We start from the raw sequence: 18,743 nt of genomic DNA, 5'->3' as shown, positions 1-18,743 counted from the left end.
AAAACATCTCGCGATGCAGTAGAAGATGCGAGTTCAAATATCAAAAGGAAATGAAATGAAAAATCTTACAACCTTATCCCTCATCAGTGCTGGCCTTGTGACCTCACTGACTTCAATAAACGTTCATGCTCATGGCTGGGTCGAGTTTCCAAGTGCACGTCAGAACACCTGTTATCTTGATGGCGGTTTTTGGACAAATGAAATCCCAAATCAAGCGTGTCAGGCTGCTTATGACATCTCAGGTGCCTATCCTTTTGTTCAGCGCAGTGAAGTTGCGGCAAATGTACCAAACTACAGAGATATGGCGCATGTAAAAGCCATTGTTCCAAATGGTGAACTTTGTTCAGCAGGGGATTCTGCTAAAGCAGGGTTGAATGTGACGTCTCCCCATTGGCAACGAACGAATATAACTCTGGATGCAAACAATCAAATTGACCTCGTTTTTTATGGAAAAGCACCTCATAACCCGTCCTATTGGGAGTTTTACTTAACCAAACCAACTTACGATCCAACCTTGCCGCTTACATGGGATGATCTGGAGCTCATTGATACCGCAGGTGATATTGCAGTCGATGCCGAGAAACGATACCGCATGAAAGTAACGTTCCCGGCAGGGCGAAGTGGAGATGCGATTCTTTATACGCGCTGGCAACGTATTGATGTTGCAGGGGAAGGGTTCTACAACTGTAGTGATATCACCTTTAAAGGCGACGGCACAACACCAACGGATCCGACAAACCCAACAGAGCCAGGTAACAATTTAACAGTATTAGGGTACTACGTGCCACAAGGCTTCGGACCTGTTGAAGCAGGTGATACGGTACGATTCCGTACTTTTGATGCCACAGGGGCTGAAACAACAGACATCTCACTGCCGATCACGGCTAACAACACGTCAACATGGTCTGCTGAGCTTGCGGGACAATTTAACGATACCAAGAAAGGAGAATGGTATATCGGCATTTGGCATCAGGAAATGAACCACTACATGTACGATACCAACAATGTTCACGCGAATCAGGTTCATGCCCCGAATGACACCTTCAGCTACGCATTATCATTGATTAAAGGTGATACGACGGTGCCAACAGAACCTACCAATGCATGGCGTGCTGATGCAACATATTCTGCTGGTGATGTGGTTTCACACAATGGTCGAGAGTGGACAGCGCAATGGTGGACTCAAGGTGAAGAACCGGGTACGACTGGTGAGTGGGGCGTTTGGCGTTAATTACATCGCCAGTTAAAGGTATGTTGGTGAGTGTTTGAAAAACGTCATACAGCAGCCGCCACATGTCATTTCGATTAAGCAAATAAAGCCCCTTGCGGGGCTTTATTTTTATGTAGTGTTAAGTTAAGCCTGAGGTAGTGCGACACCACTTTCTTGGTGAAGACGACGACACGCTTTTCCGTCACTGTGGAACAGATGACAACGATGGGCTGGGATGCCAACGGACAATTTGTCGCCAGCTTCAACGGGCAGCGTATCCGGTTGGCGATAAATCATATCTGCATCTGCGGCGTCAATGTGCATGTAAACTTGTGTTTCGTTACCCAGTTTCTCAACGATATTTACTTCACCTTCGATGGTTGCATCCCCTTCGTTTTCAGGCAGTAAATGTTCTGGACGAACACCAAGAGACATACGTTCTCCGCGTGTAACTGTCGTACCATCTACGGGAATCCAGAATGTTGTACCATTGGCAAGTTGGACCATGACGCGCTCTTTTTCCACCGCTTCAATGAATACGCTCATGAAGTTCATTTTTGGTGAGCCGATAAAGCCCGCAACAAAACGATTTTGTGGGTAGTGATATAACTCGAGCGGTTGGCCTACTTGAGAAACATAGCCGCCATCGAGTACCACGATCTTGTCAGCCATAGTCATTGCTTCAACTTGATCGTGGGTCACGTAAATCATAGTGCAGCCTAATTTACGTTGTAATTTGGTGATTTCAGAGCGCATTTGCACGCGAAGAGCCGCATCTAGGTTAGAAAGAGGTTCGTCTAATAGAAATACTTTAGGTTGGGAAACCAGTGTACGGCCGATAGCTACACGCTGTCTTTGTCCACCAGACAATGCTTTGGGCTGGCGTTCTAGCAAATGACTTAGCTGGAGAATCTCTGCGGCGTGTTCGACGCGTTGATCAATTTCCTCTTTGTTTGCTTTTGCGAGTTTTAGGCCAAATGACATGTTGTCGTACAGATTGAGGTGTGGGTACAAAGCGTACGATTGAAATACCATACCCACGCCACGTTTTGACGGTTCTACGTCATTCATCTTCTCTTCACCAATGAAGAGTTCGCCAGAGGTGATGTCTTCAAGACCAGCAATACAACGCAACAATGTTGATTTACCGCAGCCTGATGGTCCAACGAAAACGACAAATTCGCCTTCCTTGATCTCTAAATCGACGTTTTTAGAAATTAATACGTCGCCGTAGGCTTTACATACATTTTTTAACGTGACACTCGCCATTTAGCTCGTCCTCGATCTTAATTTTTATTTTTGTCCTGCTCATCATTATATGAATTATCTCCTGAGCAGTAACAGTAGGAATTCGGTTATCCAGTCTTAATGAGACCTAGGTAAGAAAATAGGGTGACCGCATTAAGGCGTTACGTCACCCGTCTGAGCCTAAATTGAGAATACTTCCCCCACTGATAAACATCTCCCCCGTATTGTCATAACCACGAATGTTTATCAGCACAGTACCTCACTTGGCATGAAACCAGTGTTATCGATTTTGACTCACTGGAAAGGGTTCTTACCATCCACTTAAGGATGAGTTCATTGTGTGTTTTTCCTTGTGGTTAAACATCCTCCCGTGGGTGTTTTTTACGGGGGGAGTAGTCGAGGAGGAGGGCGTAGGGAGTAAAAAAAGGGTGAACAGATCGAGTTCAAATAAATTTGCAGGCCAATAGTGAAGTGACTCACATAGAAGGTCGTATTTGTGAACTCAGTCATCAATGTGCACCGATGATGATCACGAAAATAAGCCATAATACAGAGGGCGTAGGGAGTAGGAGGATTCGCGTTGCCGTGTTTTCTTTGAAGATATATGTCGAGATATGGCGAAACCTTCTGGTGAAGCCCTACAACACAAATATAAAAAGGATATGAACATGAAAAACGCCCTAAGCACGGTAGCACTTGGAACGCTTGTTGCTCTAGGCTCATTCGGTGCGCACGCTGCGATTGAAGAAGGCCAGCTAACTATCTGGATTAATGGTGACAAAGGCTACAATGGACTGGCTGAAGTAGGTAAACAATTTGAAGAAGACACAGGGATTAAAGTGACGGTCGCTCACCCTGATGCGCTTCAAGACAAATTCCCTCAAACAGCGGCGACTGGTGATGGTCCGGATATTGTGTTCTGGGCTCATGACCGTTTTGGTGGTTACGCTGAAGCGGGCCTTTTGGCTGAAGTTAAACCGTCCAAAGAAGTGAAAGAAGGCATTGTCGACTTCGCTTGGGATGCCGTGAAGTACAACGGTAAGCTCATCGGCTACCCTGTTGCGGTTGAATCACTTTCGCTTATCTACAACAAAGATCTAGTTCCAACCCCACCAAAAACTTGGGAAGAGGTTGCTGCGATTGATGCCAAACTGAAAAAAGAAGGCAAGTCAGCGATCATGTGGAACCTAAAAGAACCGTACTTCACATGGCCATTGATGGCAGCAGATGGTGGTTACGCGTTTAAATACGGCGCAGATGGCTACAACGTAAAAGATGCGGGTATTGCAAAAGATGGTGTTAAAGACGCAATGTCTTTTGTGAAAGGTCTTGTGGAGAAAGGGGTGATTTCTTCAGACATGGATTACTCGGTGTCAGAGTCTGCGTTTAACCAAGGTAAAACAGCGATGACGATTAATGGGCCTTGGTCTTGGGGCAACATCGAGAAATCGGGCATCAACTATGGTGTAACGACGCTACCTAAATTTAACGGCCACTCTTCTAAGCCATTTGTTGGTGTACTCACGGCAGGTATCAGCACGGCGTCACCAAATAAAGACCTTGCTGTTGAGTTTATTGAGAACTATCTGCTGACGAATGACGGTCTGCGTAAAGTAAACAATGACAAACCACTTGGTGCGGTTGCATTGAGCTCATTCCAGAAAGAGCTGGATTCAGATGCACGTATTGCGGCGACAATGGACAATGCAATGAATGGTGAAATCATGCCAAATATTCCTCAGATGAACGCTTTCTGGGGCAGTGCGAAGAACGCAATCATTAATATTGTTGAAGGTCGCCAAACTGTTGATGCCGCTCTGGCAGACGCAGAAAAACAAATGACGAAATAATCTTGTCGTAACTTTTTAGGAGGGACATTTCCCTCCTACATTTCTTCATTTTATCGCTAGCAGGTTCTTATATGCAGTCAGTTCAAGGTACCGATGCCATGGCATCACCAAAAGCGATCTTGCCTTCAAACAAAAAGGCTTATATTAAATGGTCACTGTTAGGTGCCATTGGTTTTCTCAATGGTTATGCATCAATTCTGATGTATTCCCGTGGCGAAGTCGCATTTGCATTTCTAACCATCATTCTTACAAGTCTTGCCCTTTTTATTTTTGGCAGTAAAAGGACATACGCTCATCGTTACATTTATCCGGGCATCGCCGGGATGATCTTATTTATCCTTTTTCCCTTGGCATACACCATTGGATTATCTGTTACCAATTTTAGTGCTAAGAACCAATTATCTCTCGAACGTGCTCAATCGGTTCTGTTAGACAGAACTTACCAAAGTGGCGAAAGCTATCCTTTTGCTCTGTATAAATCAGAACAAGGCTACCAACTTTCGATTACGAAAGAAGGCCAGTTGTTAGCGACTGATACTTTTGATCTTGCAACCTTGGTTGCTGGTGATATGGACCTTAAACCAGTTGAACAGGTTGAAGGCAGCAAAGAGAAAATAAAAACCATCATTCAAAACCGAGCACAACTTGGGGCGGTTGATCTTCATTTGCCTTCTGGTGAAGACATTCGCATGAGCAGTTTGCGAAAATTTGCGGCTGTTGTGGCTCAGTATACGTTACAAGAAGATGGTGAAACGCTCATTAACAATGAAACCGGAGAGACGCTGCGGCCAAATATGGAGGTTGGTTTTTATCAGCCTGTTGATGATGCTGGCCAGTTTATCGGAGCTACGGTTTCCCCTGGTTTCATTGTCGGGGTTGGTTCTCACAACTTTGAGCGAGTGTGGAAAGACGAAGGTATCAAAGAACCATTTGTTAGTATCTTTATCTGGACGATCGTGTTCTCAGTGGTCACTGTTGGGTTAACAGGCATCATCGGTATGGTGTTAGCCAGCGTCGTACAATGGGAAGCATTAAAAGGGCGAGCGATTTACCGTGTGTTGCTTATTCTACCTTACGCTGTCCCTGCGTTTATTTCGATCTTGATTTTTAAAGGCTTGTTTAACCAAAGCTTTGGTGAAATCAATATGGTATTGGAAGCGATATTTGGCTTCAGCCCTGCCTGGTTCTCTGACCCGCTAATGGCGAAAACCATGGTGATTATCGTCAATACTTGGCTTGGCTTCCCTTACATGATGATCCTTTGTATGGGGCTTCTAAAAGCGATTCCAGAAGATCTTTATGAAGCGTCAGCAATTGATGGGGCAAATTTCATCCAGAATTTCGTTCGTATCACCTTACCGCTGATGATCAAGCCGTTAACCCCGCTTCTGATTGCAAGCTTTGCGTTTAACTTCAATAACTTTGTATTGATTGCACTCTTGACTCAAGGTGGTCCAAATATGATTGGAACATCGGAGCCTGCGGGTTATACCGATTTGCTTGTGAGCTATACCTACCGTATTGCGTTTGAAGGTGCGGGTGGTCAAGACTTTGGTTTAGCCAGTGCGATTGCGACCTTGATCTTCTTACTTGTCGGTGCGCTTGCTTTGTTCAACCTACGTTTCACTAAACTGGATCAGGAATAAGGAGAATTCGTTATGGCTATGGTTCAAGGAAAGTCTTTGAAATATCGGGTTTGGGCAACACATATCGCGATGTGGCTCTTTTTAGCAATGATTCTTTTCCCACTGCTTATGGTTGTTGCTATTTCATTTCGTGAAGGGAACTTTGCAACAGGGAGCATCATTCCTGACAACCCTTCACTGGAGCACTGGAAGTTGGCGCTTGGTATTTCTGTCACCAATGCAGATGGCAGCGTGACGCCACCACCTTTCCCAGTACTGACGTGGTTATGGAATTCAGTGAAAGTGGCGGGTATTACATCGATCCTTATCGTCGCGTTATCGACAACCTCCGCTTATGCTTTTGCGCGTATGCGATTTAAAGGGAAGAACACCATCTTAAAAGCAATGATGATCTTTCAAATGTTCCCGGCAGTACTTGCTTTAGTTGCCTTATACGCATTGTTTGACAAGCTAGGACAATACATTCCGTTTCTTGGGCTAAACACCCATGGGGGACTGATCTTCTCATATCTTGGTGGTATTGCTCTGCATGTTTGGACGATCAAAGGGTACTTTGAAACAATTGATAATTCGCTAGAAGAGGCTGCAGCATTAGATGGAGCGACACCTTGGCAAGCATTTAAACTGGTGTTATTACCGTTGTCTGTGCCTATTCTTGCTGTGGTGTTTATCTTGTCATTTATCGGGGTTGTGGGTGAAGTTCCTGTAGCATCCTTACTACTTTCTGATGTAAACTCATACACATTAGCGGTTGGTATGCAGCAGTATTTGTACCCACAAAATTACCTTTGGGGTGATTTTGCAGCGGCAGCAGTATTGTCGGCGTTACCAATAACCATCGTTTTCTTACTTGCACAACGCTGGCTTGTTGGAGGATTAACAGCTGGTGGCGTGAAAGGCTAATAAAAACGATAAGGGCGACCGCTGGTCGCCCATTTTGTATCTCTGTTTAACACTTTTGGTTTGGCCGCCGATCAGTTAAACAGAAGCAATTCTGGCGTTACGCATAGCTGGCTGTTAGCTTAATTCCTTACTATTGAAAACTAACAGTTTTTGTAACCATGACCCAAGCATCGCTTGGGTTTTTTTATACCTGTACTGCTGTCGCTATTATAAGAATTCAACTGGTCTCAAATAGCATACAGCTGACGGTATGCGACAGACTCTCCAAATGAATATGTAATGAGATGACTATTTTCACAATAATGTGTCTTGTGCGTAATTCCTACTTAAAGCTCTTTACTCGACGGAGCGCAACCAAGGTAACGAAGCAGAACATAAAGGCTTTCTTGTGATAGGGCGACTTTTCGAAATAGGTCAGCAAAAACATCGTCTCCGCCGAAGCAGGTTTGAATATAATGATTGATTTGTTGGGTGTTGTAGCCTTCGACATATAACGTACGAACCCATTGATATTCTACGGATTTTAAATTAACGATTGTCTCTTCACTGAGTTTGGTTGCCAGCTGAACCACGGTATAAGCCTTATTGTTTTTAAATATCGGCGAATTTAATCAGGTGAAGATGAAGGAAAAATGACAAGCACGACAATTTCGCTCTGCAACATAGTGTGTGAAATAAAAAAGCCACGTTGCCGTGGCTTCTACTGGTTATTTGAGGTATTTGACGTGTGCTTCCATCTCTTCGCCAATTTGTTTTCTCATGTTCATCAATCGTATCGCAGAGTCGCGTAACTCGATATCTTCCTGTGTTTTAGGAACCCACTCAGGAACAGAGCTTGGTTTCCCATCTTCATCGACGGCAACCATAATGACGATGCAATGCGTGGTCAGACGATTTTTGAGTTCTTTTGGATCACTGGCTTGTACGTCAATAGCAATATGCATTGAACTATTGCCCGTGTAGATCACTTTTGCACTTACTTCTACTAGGTTTCCAACTTGGATTGGCGCAACAAAGCGAATGCCACCTGCGTATGCGGTGATACAGTATTTTCCACTCCAAGCTGCGGCGCATGCATAAGCGGCTAAATCGATCCACTTCATCACGGCACCACCGTGCACTTTACCACCGAAGTTTACGTCTCCCGGCTCAGCCAGAAATCTCAATGTAATATCTCTTTGACCACGACTCATCACTGTATTCCTTATTGTTATTCTTTCCGACATCTCTTTTGGTAGCCATATTCGCTAAGCTCGATGCGATTCATTTTAAATAACAAACCTGTCAATTATGTGCAACATCTATTTGAGTTTAGCCAAAAAACATTACTCAAACTTGAGGCATTATTCTGTGCAGGAAGAATACAGGCGTCTCAATATTGACATGGCGTATGTTTTGCGCCTGAAGCCTACAAGCATCTTTTTCCGCAGCACTTACACTAAATTCAGTAAATTAGCTTCTGAACACCAACTCATAGAATGAACACAACAAGGGTTGAATGTGCTGAATACGAGAGAGAATCATAATGAAAAGAAAAGTTCATAAACTCACCAAGCTTACAGCGTTATCACTTGGGATGTCGTTGGCACTAACAGCATGTGGTCCTGCGGAACAAACCACTGCGGAAGTCTCTGCTGCATCTGAGCACCCACTTAATACCTTATTTATCGGTAGCAGTGTTATCACCATGAATAAAGAGCAACCAAGAGCTCAGGCAGTGGTTGCTGGTGTGGATGGAAAAATCCAATTTGTTGGTAGTACTGAAGAAGCCAAAGCGCAGTTCCCTCATGCAAAAGTTGTTGATTTAGGTGAACGCATCATCATGCCAGGCTTTATTGAGCAGCATTTGCATCCATTCTTAGGCGCGTTAACGTTGAGCATGCCAGTGATTGCGCCTGAAGAATGGCAACTTCCAACTCGTACATGGCCTGCAGTCTCCGGCCATGACGAATATATGAAAGCACTGGCAAATATAGAGAAAGAGCTAAAAGATCCAAATGAGATCTTGTGGACGTGGGGATACAACAACTTTTTCCACGGAGAGTTAAACCGAGCTGAGCTAGATAAAATTTCTAGCACTCGCCCAATTGGTGTGTGGCACCGTTCGGCGCATGAGTTTTATGTGAATAGCGCATTTATCAAGAAGTATGGGCTTAATCAAGCTGATATCGATAAACTTGGTGAAGAAGTAAAAAGCCAGTCAGATCTTGAGCATGGTCACTTTTGGGAAGGTGGGGCACTGATTTACTTGTTGCCTCGCATCTACAAAGATTTAGGAAGTCATGATCGTTTTGAATTTGGCCTGAATCAAATGGTGGAAATGTTGCACCAAAAGGGTGTGACGGCTTATAACGAACCGGGTGCATTTATTCCACCAGAGATGCTTGATACCTATAAACGGATTCTAGGTGCTGATGAGACACCAATGTATTCGTTCTTTACGCCAGAGAGTAAAACGCCATTCCTATTGAAAGGAAAAGAAGGAGTTGTCAAAGCAGTCGAAGAGACAACCAATATGTTCCCTAAAGATGGGAAGGTGCGATTCTTTGATAATCAAATCAAAATCTTGTTTGATGGCGCGATTATTTCTCAGCTAATGAAAATGAAAGATGGTTACCTTGATGGTCACCATGGTGAATGGATTCAAACGCCCGAGGACGTAGAGGCGATCACTAAGATTTTCTGGGAAAAAGGTTACCAGATTCTTGTCCACGTTAATGGTGATAAAGGTGTTGAAAAGCTCATTGAAATTATGAAGCGTCGCCAAGCTGAATTTCCACGTGAAGATCATCGCTTCACCATTGTTCACTTTGCTAACTCTACTGATGAACAAGTGAAAGAGCTTAAGAAACTTGGTGCTATCATCAGCGTGAACCCGTACTACGTGACAGGATTTGGTCAACGATTTGGTGAAGTAGGGCTGGGTGAAGAACGAGCGCATGCAATGGTTCGTTTGGCAACGATTGAAAAAGAAGGCATTCCTGTTTCACTGCATTCTGACATGCCAATGGCCCCATCCGATCCTCTGTTGCTGGCTTGGAGTGCGGTTACTCGTCAAACGAACGAAGGTGAGGTTCTGAGACCGGATTTAGCCCTATCTTTGGACGCAGCGCTTCGCGGGATTACGATAGAGGCGGCTTATTCATGGGGAATGGAAGATACATTGGGCAGTATTGAAAAAGGTAAGGTTGCGAACTTTACGATTCTTGAGCAAGACCCATACAAGGTAGACGTTAAAACCCTCAAAGATATACCCGTTTATGGTACCGTTTTTGAGAGTAAACTTTTCCCAATTGATAAGTAATATGTCATACAAAAACACCCGGCTTAGCCGGGTGTTTTTGTATATTGAATCAGGGCTTGGTGACTTCTTCAAACTCACCTTCTATCGTCGTTCTGTGACCATGGTGATGAGCAGAGGCTTTTAGCTGCTTCTCTATTTTTTTGCCAGTAATAAGTGCGGCGATAGCCAATGGGATAGCGAGAATCAAGCTGGCAATAAGAGCGAAGAAGCCAGTGACCAGCGCGAATGTTGTCATAATAAATCTGTTCATATGTTCCACCTCTTATTAGTTAGTCTTAAACTTAGCAGGGTGAAGATGAACGAAGAATGAACAAGAGCATTCAGGTACAAAAAAGCCGCTCAAGAATGATTTGAGCGGCAATAAGTAGAGATTGTTATTCTTATTCGTTGTGGAGTCGAGTTAATTACACGGCAGGGTACGTTTTGTAGCGCACGCCCATCATCTGTTCCATACAGTGGACAACTTGGCAACTATAGCCAAATTCATTGTCATACCATATGTACAACACGCATCGATTATCCTGAGCAATGGTGGCAGCGCCATCCACCACACCAGCATAGCGTGAGCCGACAAGATCGCTAGACACGACTTCCGTGGAGTCGGTGTAATCAATTTGGCCTGAAAGAGGTGAGTTCAAAGCCATGTCTCTTAAATAGGCATTTAAGCTTTCTCGGTCAGTGTTTTTCTCTAAATTTAGATTAGCGACAGCCATCGAAACATTCGGAGTTGGAACGCGAATAGCGTTGCCTGTTAGTTTTCCTGCAAGCTCGGGCAGTGCTTTTGATACGGCTTTGGCCGCGCCTGTCGAAGTCAAAACCATATTGAGCGATGCACTACGGCCACGACGCTCACCTGAATGGAAATTATCAATCAAGTTTTGATCGTTCGTAAAAGAGTGGACGGTTTCAATATGGCCGGAAGTGATGCCATATTTATCATTAATTGCTTTTAAAACAGGAGTGATTGCGTTGGTTGTGCAACTTGCCGCTGAAATAATTGTATCTTTAGGCGTGATCACAGCTTCATTGACGCCAAAGACGACGTTTTTAATATCACCTTTACCCGGTGCGGTTAATAACACTTTATCGGCCCCATGGCATTGTGCATGTTGGCCTAGTCCTTCGGCATCACGCCAGACGCCAGTATTGTCGACGACGAGAGCATTGTTAATACCAAATGTGGTGTAATCGACTTCTTCAGGTTTATTAGCGTAGATAAACTGAATGTAGTTTCCATTTGCAATGATGGCTTTACGCTCCTCATCGACAACGATACTGCCGTTAAATTGTCCATGAACAGAGTCTCTTCGAAGCAAGCTTGCACGTTTCTCCAAGTCACCCTTTTTACCTCCTCGCACAACCACTGCACGAAGTCGCAATGGATAACCCGGACCGCTTTTTTCAACCAGTAATCGAGTCAGTAGGCGGCCGATGCGACCAAATCCATATAACACGACATCTTTCGGCTCTGAAACAGTTTCACCATTCATTGCACCCATCAAGGACGTATGCAAGAAGTCTTTGACGCCATGTTCGTCATCTCTATTTTGCCAAAACTGATAAGCGAGCTGCCCTACATCAATACGGCATGGGGAAAGTTCCATTTCTGAAAGCGCTTTGATGATAGGAAAAGTTTGTTGAGCGGAGAGGGGAGTGCCAGTGTAATGGCGGGCTAAGCGGTGGGCCTTGATGATGTCGATGGTTGCTGCGTTTACAAGCGTTTTACCAAAGAGTAGTACTTCAACACCTTTTTGGCGATAGAGCTGACCGAGTAAGGGGGAGATGGTTTCCGCAATCGTTTGGCTGGTTTGCCAGTCTAGAAGATGTTTTTCTGGACTCATTTTTACTTAATTACCTTTCACGTTTTAGGGGGAACTCTAAAGTTGGTTAAAACAATAGAGGTATAGGGTGCTGTAATATTGTTGTAATTTTTATGTGTCGGGATTGTAATGCCTGATGTCTTATTCTGCTAGGAAAAATAAAACCAGAGATTAATGCTTAAATTCAAGGTAATTGTGAGGTGTTATAAGGAAAAATGTTGTATTAATCGCCTATTGACAACTGAATTTGAAGGGACTTTTTTTGGATTAAAAAATACTCATTAGCCATATTCTTATGTAATACAGCTAACAAGCATAAATAAAGCTGTGATGAGTTGCTTATTACCAACTTAAAAAGTGAACGAAATACCCGCAGAGAAAATATCGACTTTATCTGCCAACGGTTCAAGTGGGTTTTGTGGCATGGTGAACTGCCCACTGATAATTTCTTTTTGGCCGTAGATGCGTTGCCACTCCATTTTCAAGTTGACACTTGGGGTGATGTCATACCTTACCCCTGTGAGATAGGTGTTGCTGTGGAAAGCTCGCCTTGCTTGACCATATTGGAAGTATGGTGTCCAGTTTTTGATGTTGTAGTCGACACTGGCATACCAATTGACGTGAAACTCTCGTGATACAAGAAGTTCAGATTGTAGATGAAGCTTATCAATGTAATAACTAAAGCCAGCAGAGTAGAGCTGAAGATCGAACTCGATAGGAAGTTGGTTTAGGTACTCCTGAACAACGCTGGCATTGATGGCCGATGCGTGAATCGTATTGTCACCAAAAAACAGATCAGCGGAAAAACCGTAACTTTGCTTTATTTCCAAATTAAACCACTCGCCATACAAACTGCGTCGGTCGTTACTTTTTCGTGAGTAGAATGGGGTGAGATTGAGCTGAAAGTCATCCTCAAAGGTATGGCTCCAATCAACCGCAATGCCTTCATAGTGTGTAATACCAAGGGTATTGTTATAAACCTCAGAGGGAAGTCTTAACCAAGGGTAGGCACTGGAAACAAAGTAGTATTCAGACATGATGAAAATAGGAACACGCAAACGGCCTGCTTTAATTTTGGTTTCATTTAATGAGTACTCAACGAAAGCGCGTTCTATTTCAGGCTCAGAAAAAGTGTCCTGTGGTCGTTTAACGACTTGTATAGCACTTCTTAGCTTTGGTGTGATTGCCCAGTTGAGTTGCAGTCCCATTGTTGTATCGCAGTCGAAGCACCATTCATCGGTAATATCACGATTAAATAAAACTGGGGTATTGTTATCACTTTTTGCCGCTGCGAAAGTACCAAACCCATCCAAATAGAGGGATTCCGTAAGTTGGAGTTGGGCAAAGGCACTTGAGGGGAGTGCAATTAATATGGAAAGTAAATACTTGTTCTTCATAGCCTAGCCTTTGCTTTTCAAATAATAAATAACCCGTACATCTTCCGGTACTTGCTCTTCTGGAACGTATGCAATGCCATTTGGATTGTCTTTAAGCCAAGTGACTATAAGCTCCAAATTCTCTTGTGGAATTTCGAAAGGAGCGAGTGCTTTACCTGAAAAACTCTGTCGAGCCCAGATAGCGTTCATTTGAGTGGGTGATTTATTTAAAAGGGTTTTATAAAACAACTGACGATTTTCTGAATGGTTTGGCAGGTCCATTAGTCTGGCTGGAATACCATCTAAATGTGTGACCCTGCCCCGATAAAGCATCTTTACTTGATTAGTACGCAATGGCTTAATTTCATCATTAAGAGTTATAATGACGAAATCTCGTGCCAAAATACTACAGCTAGCCAACTGCAGAAGTACAAAAATCAAAAGGTTTTTCAAAGATATTCCTTATTTTTACCGGACTGCATCCACAAAGTATTATTTTTTATCTAAGATACAAGTTTTTATTAGCTACTATTAAAGATAGGCTAGGAAACTTTTGATTCAAGGATGAATTCAAATGTTAATAACAAAAATATCTATTAAGACAAGGCTGTTAATACTCTGCTTACTGCCAGCATTGGTGATTGTTGGTTTTAGTGCAAACAGCGTTATCCATATCCAGAACAAACTTCACAGTTATACTGTAATTGATGAAAAAGCCCAATCACTCTATATGCTTTCAGAATTATCTAAGCATATCTATGACGGTTTAAATAAACGTTTGAGTGGTGAGGATGCTTCTTCTTCATTAGAAAGAAGCAAGCGTGTTATTAGTGAGTTAAAACAAACGGCGCATTCTGTCGCACATAAACATTATGGTGTTGTCGAACTGGAATCGGACATTACGTCTGGTCTAGAAGAATTGGGTGACATTATTTCTGAGTTATCAGAAGTGACACCTGAAGGCAGTATTGAATTAGGCCGAGTTCTTTACGAAGTTTTACAAGATATATATTCCGATATACAACGTGTTGATAGCCATAATGCTGATGTGGATATTCACAAACTTGACCTTGTTTTGAGTGATTTAAGTTGGCTGCATTATTGGATGGAGCGTGAAGCGTGGCTAGCTCAAGAAATTGTTCGACTTGATTGGACTTATTCTGAGTATTCTTCTGACTATTTTCAAATTAGCGAAAGGCAGCAGTTCTATTTAGATAAATATATTACAGGTGGTGCCAATTCTAAGCAGATTGAATTACTACTTGGGCTATTTTCTAGTAGAGATTTTAGCCAGAGTACGTATTTACGTGAACAAGTACTGAATAATCGCCAAGGAGATGCAGATTTATCAAATCTCATTCATATTATTGAAAAACGGAATTTACTTGTTGATAGACAGTTGAGCTTGTTTGCTGAAAACCTTCGTTCTGAACTAGAAATCAGCATTACAAAGAATCAGCGCTCAATGTTATTGCTTGCTCTAGCGATGTGCGCGGTATTAGGGGCTATGTTTGTTTGGGGGAGTAGCACTCTCTATCGGATTAACTCCAAGTTAAGGCGCATCTTAAATACGATGAGCAGTTTAAGAAGCAAAAATGGTGTTGAGCAAATCCCGGTCGATGGAAAGGACGAGTTTACTAAGTTTGCTAAGAGTCTTAATTCAATCATCAAAGATCAAATGAATCATGAAAAGCAATTGGTGAAAGCGAAGGAACATGCAGAAGCAGCAAACAAGGCGAAAAGTATTTTCCTAGCAAATATGTCCCACGAGATCCGAACACCTCTCAATGGCATCATAGGTATGGCAGAAATATTGTCTGATAGCCATCTAAACAACAGCCAAAAAGAGATTCTGTCAGACATTGATGCCTCGTCTCACGCGTTATTAGTATTGATCAACGATATTCTGGATCTGTCTAAAATTGAGTCGGGTAATTTAACGCTGTCGAAGCACGAGGCCGATATTCGTGATGCAGTGTTTGATACCGTCAATATGATTAGCTCAAAGGCCCTTAAACAACATGTTGAGCTGCTTATTGATTTGGATCCAGCATTGCCAGATCTGGTTAATATCGATGAGTTTCGTTTCAAACAAGTGTTGATGAATCTGTTAAGTAATGCAGTGAAATTTACCAATGATGGCTTTGTGTCTGTTGAGTTGCGATACCACCAAGAAGGTGTACAGTCTTGGTTGACTTGCAGTGTTATTGACTCTGGGGTAGGTATTGAAAAGGACAAGCAAGAAGACATCTTCAAACCTTTTACTCAAGAAGATGGCAGTATCACTCGTCAGTTTGGCGGCACTGGGCTTGGGCTGACGATCTGTCGCCAGATTGTTGGGTTGATGGGTGGAACCATTAGTGTTGATTCAACGAAAGGAATGGGAAGTTGTTTTGAGTTCACTGTACCATTAGAAACATTCAAACAGGTATGTGAGCGGCCGACATACTCATACAAAGCACTATTGGTTTCAAACAAATCAAAATATACCGACTTAATTACCTCCGAATGTGAGCGCTATGGCTTAGAAGTTACGGTTTGTTTGAATATCGCCCAAGCTTTGGAGAAAGAAAACAACTACCAAATAGTAATGTATTGTTATTCAGGACAATCGGGTAGCCGAAATGATCTGTCGCAACTGTCTCAACACCACTCAGAAGCAGAACTCATCGCACTGCAGCATCATTTATATCTTTCGTCTGATATTGAATCGCTTGTTTCAGCCACAATGACTTTACCGATATTGGGTAAGAAATTAGGGGCGCTACTCAGAAAGATTTCGATTTCAGGAGAAATGAGCCACAAACCATACGAAACGTTGGAAGACTTTTCTTCAGAATCCCTCAACCATCGCCGAGTTCTTATCGTCGAAGACAATTTAATGAACCAGAAAATTGCTAGTTTCTTCTTAAGTAAAGCCGGTATTGATTATCAGATTGCTAGCAACGGGCAAGAGGCAATCAATATTATCGAAACCGGTAAAGAGTTTAGCGCCATTCTTATGGATTGCATGATGCCAATTATGGATGGTTTAACAGCGACTAGAAAAATACGTGAGTGGGAAGAAAACAATCAAAAGGGGCGTATGCCGATTATTGCGCTTACAGCGAGTGTCCTGCAAGAAGAGATAGACAGCTGCTTTGAGGCAGGTATGGATGCTTACCTGCCTAAGCCTTATAAATCTCAGCAGCTCTTTGATACTTTTGAAAGACTAAACGTCGCTGTTTAAATCTTCTAGCGGTAGCCAATTCACTTTAACCCCCGCTTGCAAGAACATATCCTGACTTACTTTGATTTTCTCTCCCCAACGAGAGAGAAAATCAGGTGTCTGCTCCGGGCAATGTACGGCAGAAATACCAGTTTGGATGATCTTCGCTGCACAGTTAGGACAAGGAAAATGTGTTACCCAAATTTCACATCCGTCTAGATCTCGCTTAGCAAATAAAATGGCATTTTCTTCAGCGTGCAGCGTTTTTAAGTATTTCATTTCTCTGTTATCAGTATTTGCACTATCAGAAATACCGTGTGGATAACCATTAAAACCCACAGAAACAATTCGGTTTTGTTTAGTAATGACAGCCCCAACTTGAGTTGATGGGTCTTTACTCCAAGAGCCAACTAGTTCTGCCATTTGGTAAAAGCGTTGTGCCCACTTTGAAATCATCGACGGTTCCTCGAACAACTATCTGAATTATGTGAGAGAGATCTGACAATAATATCCTAGTTTCTACTGTCTTAGTCCAGTGAAATACGAATAGAAATGGTTAACTGAAAACTGCTCTCGGATTTAGTGTGATTAAGTTCACAATATAGAGGCGTATCTGTCAATAACAAAAGCGGCCATTTGCTCATGGCTTTGTGCGAGATCTCTCACAAGCGCGTGAGTGATAAGGGATAAAAACGATAGGATATATAGCGGAGTCTTTTTAAGTTGCTGATATTTAAAAATTAAATTATCTGTGCAATATTTGTTCTAAGCGTTTTTTTGATATTTTCTATTGTGACTTTGAGTGCTTTGAGTAATCTTAATGGTGTCAGCAGGACGCAGACACGGAACAGGAAAGACCCAAGGATAGGTCATCTTCAGGAAGAAGATTCGATCGTTCATGAAGAGCGATTGGCAAGGATAGCGAAGGACATTAGCTGGATGCTTGTAGCTAGGATGGTTACTCATGGAAGGTTAATGGACGCTTAAAGGACTAAGGTTATTTCTGTCAGGATGACAGAGTAGGACACCGCTTAAGGATAAGTGATGTGAGTTAGTCGGGATAGACTAACGGGCAGGATTGCTAGGGACACCGCTAGGAAGGCGATGATAAGGAAAGTGCTGAACGGACCAGCGTACTATCAAGGAATAGATGCAGGGAGCACCTATTTGTAGCCGGATTGCTGCGAGTAAGAACTAACCCCATCAAGCGAGAGCTTGGTGGGGTTTTCCTTTTTTAGGCTTTTATGGCAGTGCAAAAGCTGACGTCTGCATGACCTGTTTCAAGGTCATAACTATGGTAAAGCTCAAAACAGGGGCGGTCATCACTTTCAACCCCTTGCTCAACAACCTGAGCCATGAGCTCATCCCAAGCAATAGAATACTGACTATGGTCTGTAATTGTTTTGCGGATCACACCATATTTTCCACCAGGAAATGATTTCTTTTCGATGCCATTAATAACTTGTACGTTGTTATCGACTATCAAGCAGATATCGGTACGACATTTATCTGCAGGCGTGATCTCGGGATTGTCGTGGTAGATAAAGATGCAGGTATTGCTAGCTAATCCGTTTGGGCCAGCCCATGAATACAGCCTATTGGAGGCTGGCTCGTAGTTCTCGCCATAAGGTCCTGTTACTCGCACGTACGCCAAAGTAGATGGTTCAAAATGCTGGATGTCCATAAGTTCGCTCCATTGGTTGATGTTAGAGCTAGTATAAAAATCACTTACGGTTGCTGCGTTTCCATTCTTGCGAAGTGTGTGTCCAATCTTGCTGTTTTTCAATAGGGCAGAAAAGTCTTGAATTTGCTGGCAATCACGCACTTGAGAGGGAGTTAGGTCATATTGTTGTTTGAAGGCTTTTGCAAAACTCTGAGAGCTCGAGAAACCATACTCCAAAGCTACATCTAGTATCGCTGGTTTATGGTAGAAGAGATCGTTAGCGGCACTTTCTAAGCGCAGCCTCTTCAAATAGTCGTTTAGGGTTTCCCCGATCACGGCTTTAAAAATTCGATGAAAATGGTAAGGAGATAAACAAGCCAGTTGAGCGACGCTTTCAAGGTTTAATGGTTGGTTAAAGTGTGTCTCTAAATAGCGTATGACGGGGAGTAAGCGTTCTTGATAATTTGTTTTCATGATGGTTAATCCCTAAGCGTTGCTTGTGTTAACTCATATCT

The 18,743-nt window shown here is 42.9% G+C and carries 15 protein-coding genes; 6 read left to right on the top strand and 9 right to left on the bottom strand.

The genetic code is table 11. The features are described 5' to 3' along the window. The first annotated feature begins 55 nt into the window (after positions 1 to 55). The gene (locus ACQEXS_RS09590) at positions 56 to 1,231 is read left to right on the top strand and encodes a lytic polysaccharide monooxygenase (protein WP_427013664.1); all 1,176 of its coding nucleotides are present in this window, start codon (positions 56 to 58) and stop codon (positions 1,229 to 1,231) included. 123 nt (positions 1,232 to 1,354) lie between these two features. Here ACQEXS_RS09590 and malK read toward each other — a convergent pair whose 3' ends face one another. Beyond that, positions 1,355 to 2,479, bottom strand: a complete 1,125-nt coding sequence (gene malK, locus ACQEXS_RS09585; RefSeq protein WP_427013663.1) for a maltose/maltodextrin ABC transporter ATP-binding protein MalK — start codon at positions 2,477 to 2,479, stop codon at positions 1,355 to 1,357. Positions 2,480 to 3,126: 647 nt separating this feature from the next. Here malK and malE point away from each other — a divergent pair. The 3 genes from malE (at position 3,127) to malG (ending at position 6,857) form a co-directional block, all read left to right on the top strand. Continuing rightward, the gene (malE, locus tag ACQEXS_RS09580) at positions 3,127 to 4,308 is read left to right on the top strand and encodes a maltose/maltodextrin ABC transporter substrate-binding protein MalE (protein ID WP_427010619.1); all 1,182 of its coding nucleotides are present in this window, start codon (positions 3,127 to 3,129) and stop codon (positions 4,306 to 4,308) included. A 71-nt stretch (positions 4,309 to 4,379) separates the two neighbouring features. Beyond that, positions 4,380 to 5,954 carry a maltose ABC transporter permease MalF gene (gene malF / locus ACQEXS_RS09575; protein ID WP_427013662.1) on the top strand — a complete coding sequence of 525 codons (1,575 nt, stop codon included), beginning with the start codon at positions 4,380 to 4,382 and terminating at the stop codon, positions 5,952 to 5,954. Positions 5,955 to 5,966: 12 nt separating this feature from the next. Next, entirely contained in the window at positions 5,967 to 6,857 is an 891-nt protein-coding gene (malG, locus tag ACQEXS_RS09570) for a maltose ABC transporter permease MalG (RefSeq protein WP_367990135.1), read from the top strand. 326 nt (positions 6,858 to 7,183) lie between these two features. On the opposite strand, the gene ACQEXS_RS09565 is transcribed toward malG, so the two are convergent. Next, positions 7,184 to 7,429, bottom strand: a complete 246-nt coding sequence (locus tag ACQEXS_RS09565; protein ID WP_367990134.1) for a hypothetical protein — start codon at positions 7,427 to 7,429, stop codon at positions 7,184 to 7,186. A gap of 135 nt (positions 7,430 to 7,564) precedes the next feature. Further along, entirely contained in the window at positions 7,565 to 8,050 is a 486-nt protein-coding gene (locus ACQEXS_RS09560) for an acyl-CoA thioesterase (protein ID WP_367990133.1), read from the bottom strand. Positions 8,051 to 8,433: 383 nt separating this feature from the next. Between ACQEXS_RS09560 and ACQEXS_RS09555 the strand changes: the two genes are divergently transcribed. Next, positions 8,434 to 10,161: an amidohydrolase gene (locus ACQEXS_RS09555; protein ID WP_427013842.1), complete on the top strand. Its 1,728-nt coding sequence runs from the start codon at positions 8,434 to 8,436 to the stop codon at positions 10,159 to 10,161. A 49-nt stretch (positions 10,162 to 10,210) separates the two neighbouring features. On the opposite strand, the gene ACQEXS_RS09550 is transcribed toward ACQEXS_RS09555, so the two are convergent. From ACQEXS_RS09550 to ACQEXS_RS09535, 4 genes are all read right to left on the bottom strand, one after another. Beyond that, the gene (locus ACQEXS_RS09550) at positions 10,211 to 10,411 is read right to left on the bottom strand and encodes a hypothetical protein (protein WP_367990131.1); all 201 of its coding nucleotides are present in this window, start codon (positions 10,409 to 10,411) and stop codon (positions 10,211 to 10,213) included. 154 nt (positions 10,412 to 10,565) lie between these two features. Then, positions 10,566 to 12,002, bottom strand: coding sequence for a glyceraldehyde-3-phosphate dehydrogenase (locus tag ACQEXS_RS09545; RefSeq protein ID WP_427013661.1), 1,437 nt, complete (start codon positions 12,000 to 12,002; stop codon positions 10,566 to 10,568). 329 nt (positions 12,003 to 12,331) lie between these two features. Next, the gene (locus tag ACQEXS_RS09540; RefSeq protein ID WP_427013660.1) at positions 12,332 to 13,378 is read right to left on the bottom strand and encodes a sulfate ABC transporter permease; all 1,047 of its coding nucleotides are present in this window, start codon (positions 13,376 to 13,378) and stop codon (positions 12,332 to 12,334) included. A gap of 3 nt (positions 13,379 to 13,381) precedes the next feature. Beyond that, positions 13,382 to 13,810: a hypothetical protein gene (locus tag ACQEXS_RS09535; protein ID WP_367990128.1), complete on the bottom strand. Its 429-nt coding sequence runs from the start codon at positions 13,808 to 13,810 to the stop codon at positions 13,382 to 13,384. A gap of 121 nt (positions 13,811 to 13,931) precedes the next feature. On the opposite strand from ACQEXS_RS09535, the gene ACQEXS_RS09530 reads away from it, so the two are divergent. Further along, the gene (locus ACQEXS_RS09530; protein WP_427013659.1) at positions 13,932 to 16,586 is read left to right on the top strand and encodes an ATP-binding protein; all 2,655 of its coding nucleotides are present in this window, start codon (positions 13,932 to 13,934) and stop codon (positions 16,584 to 16,586) included. Here ACQEXS_RS09530 and ACQEXS_RS09525 read toward each other — a convergent pair. After that, complete coding sequence (locus ACQEXS_RS09525) at positions 16,569 to 17,021, bottom strand: dCMP deaminase family protein (protein ID WP_367990126.1); 453 nt, start codon at positions 17,019 to 17,021, stop codon at positions 16,569 to 16,571. The two genes, ACQEXS_RS09530 and ACQEXS_RS09525, sit on opposite strands and share 18 nt — an antisense overlap. A 778-nt stretch (positions 17,022 to 17,799) precedes the next feature. Beyond that, on the bottom strand, positions 17,800 to 18,702 hold the full coding sequence (locus tag ACQEXS_RS09520) for an AraC family transcriptional regulator (protein ID WP_427013658.1): 903 nt from the start codon (positions 18,700 to 18,702) through the stop codon (positions 17,800 to 17,802). Positions 18,703 to 18,743 lie beyond the last annotated feature (41 nt).

The sequence above is a fragment of the Vibrio sp. TRT 17S01 genome, from assembly GCF_050113695.1.
GTDB lineage: Bacteria > Pseudomonadota > Gammaproteobacteria > Enterobacterales > Vibrionaceae > Vibrio.
This window is presented reverse-complemented; position numbering and strand designations above follow the sequence as displayed.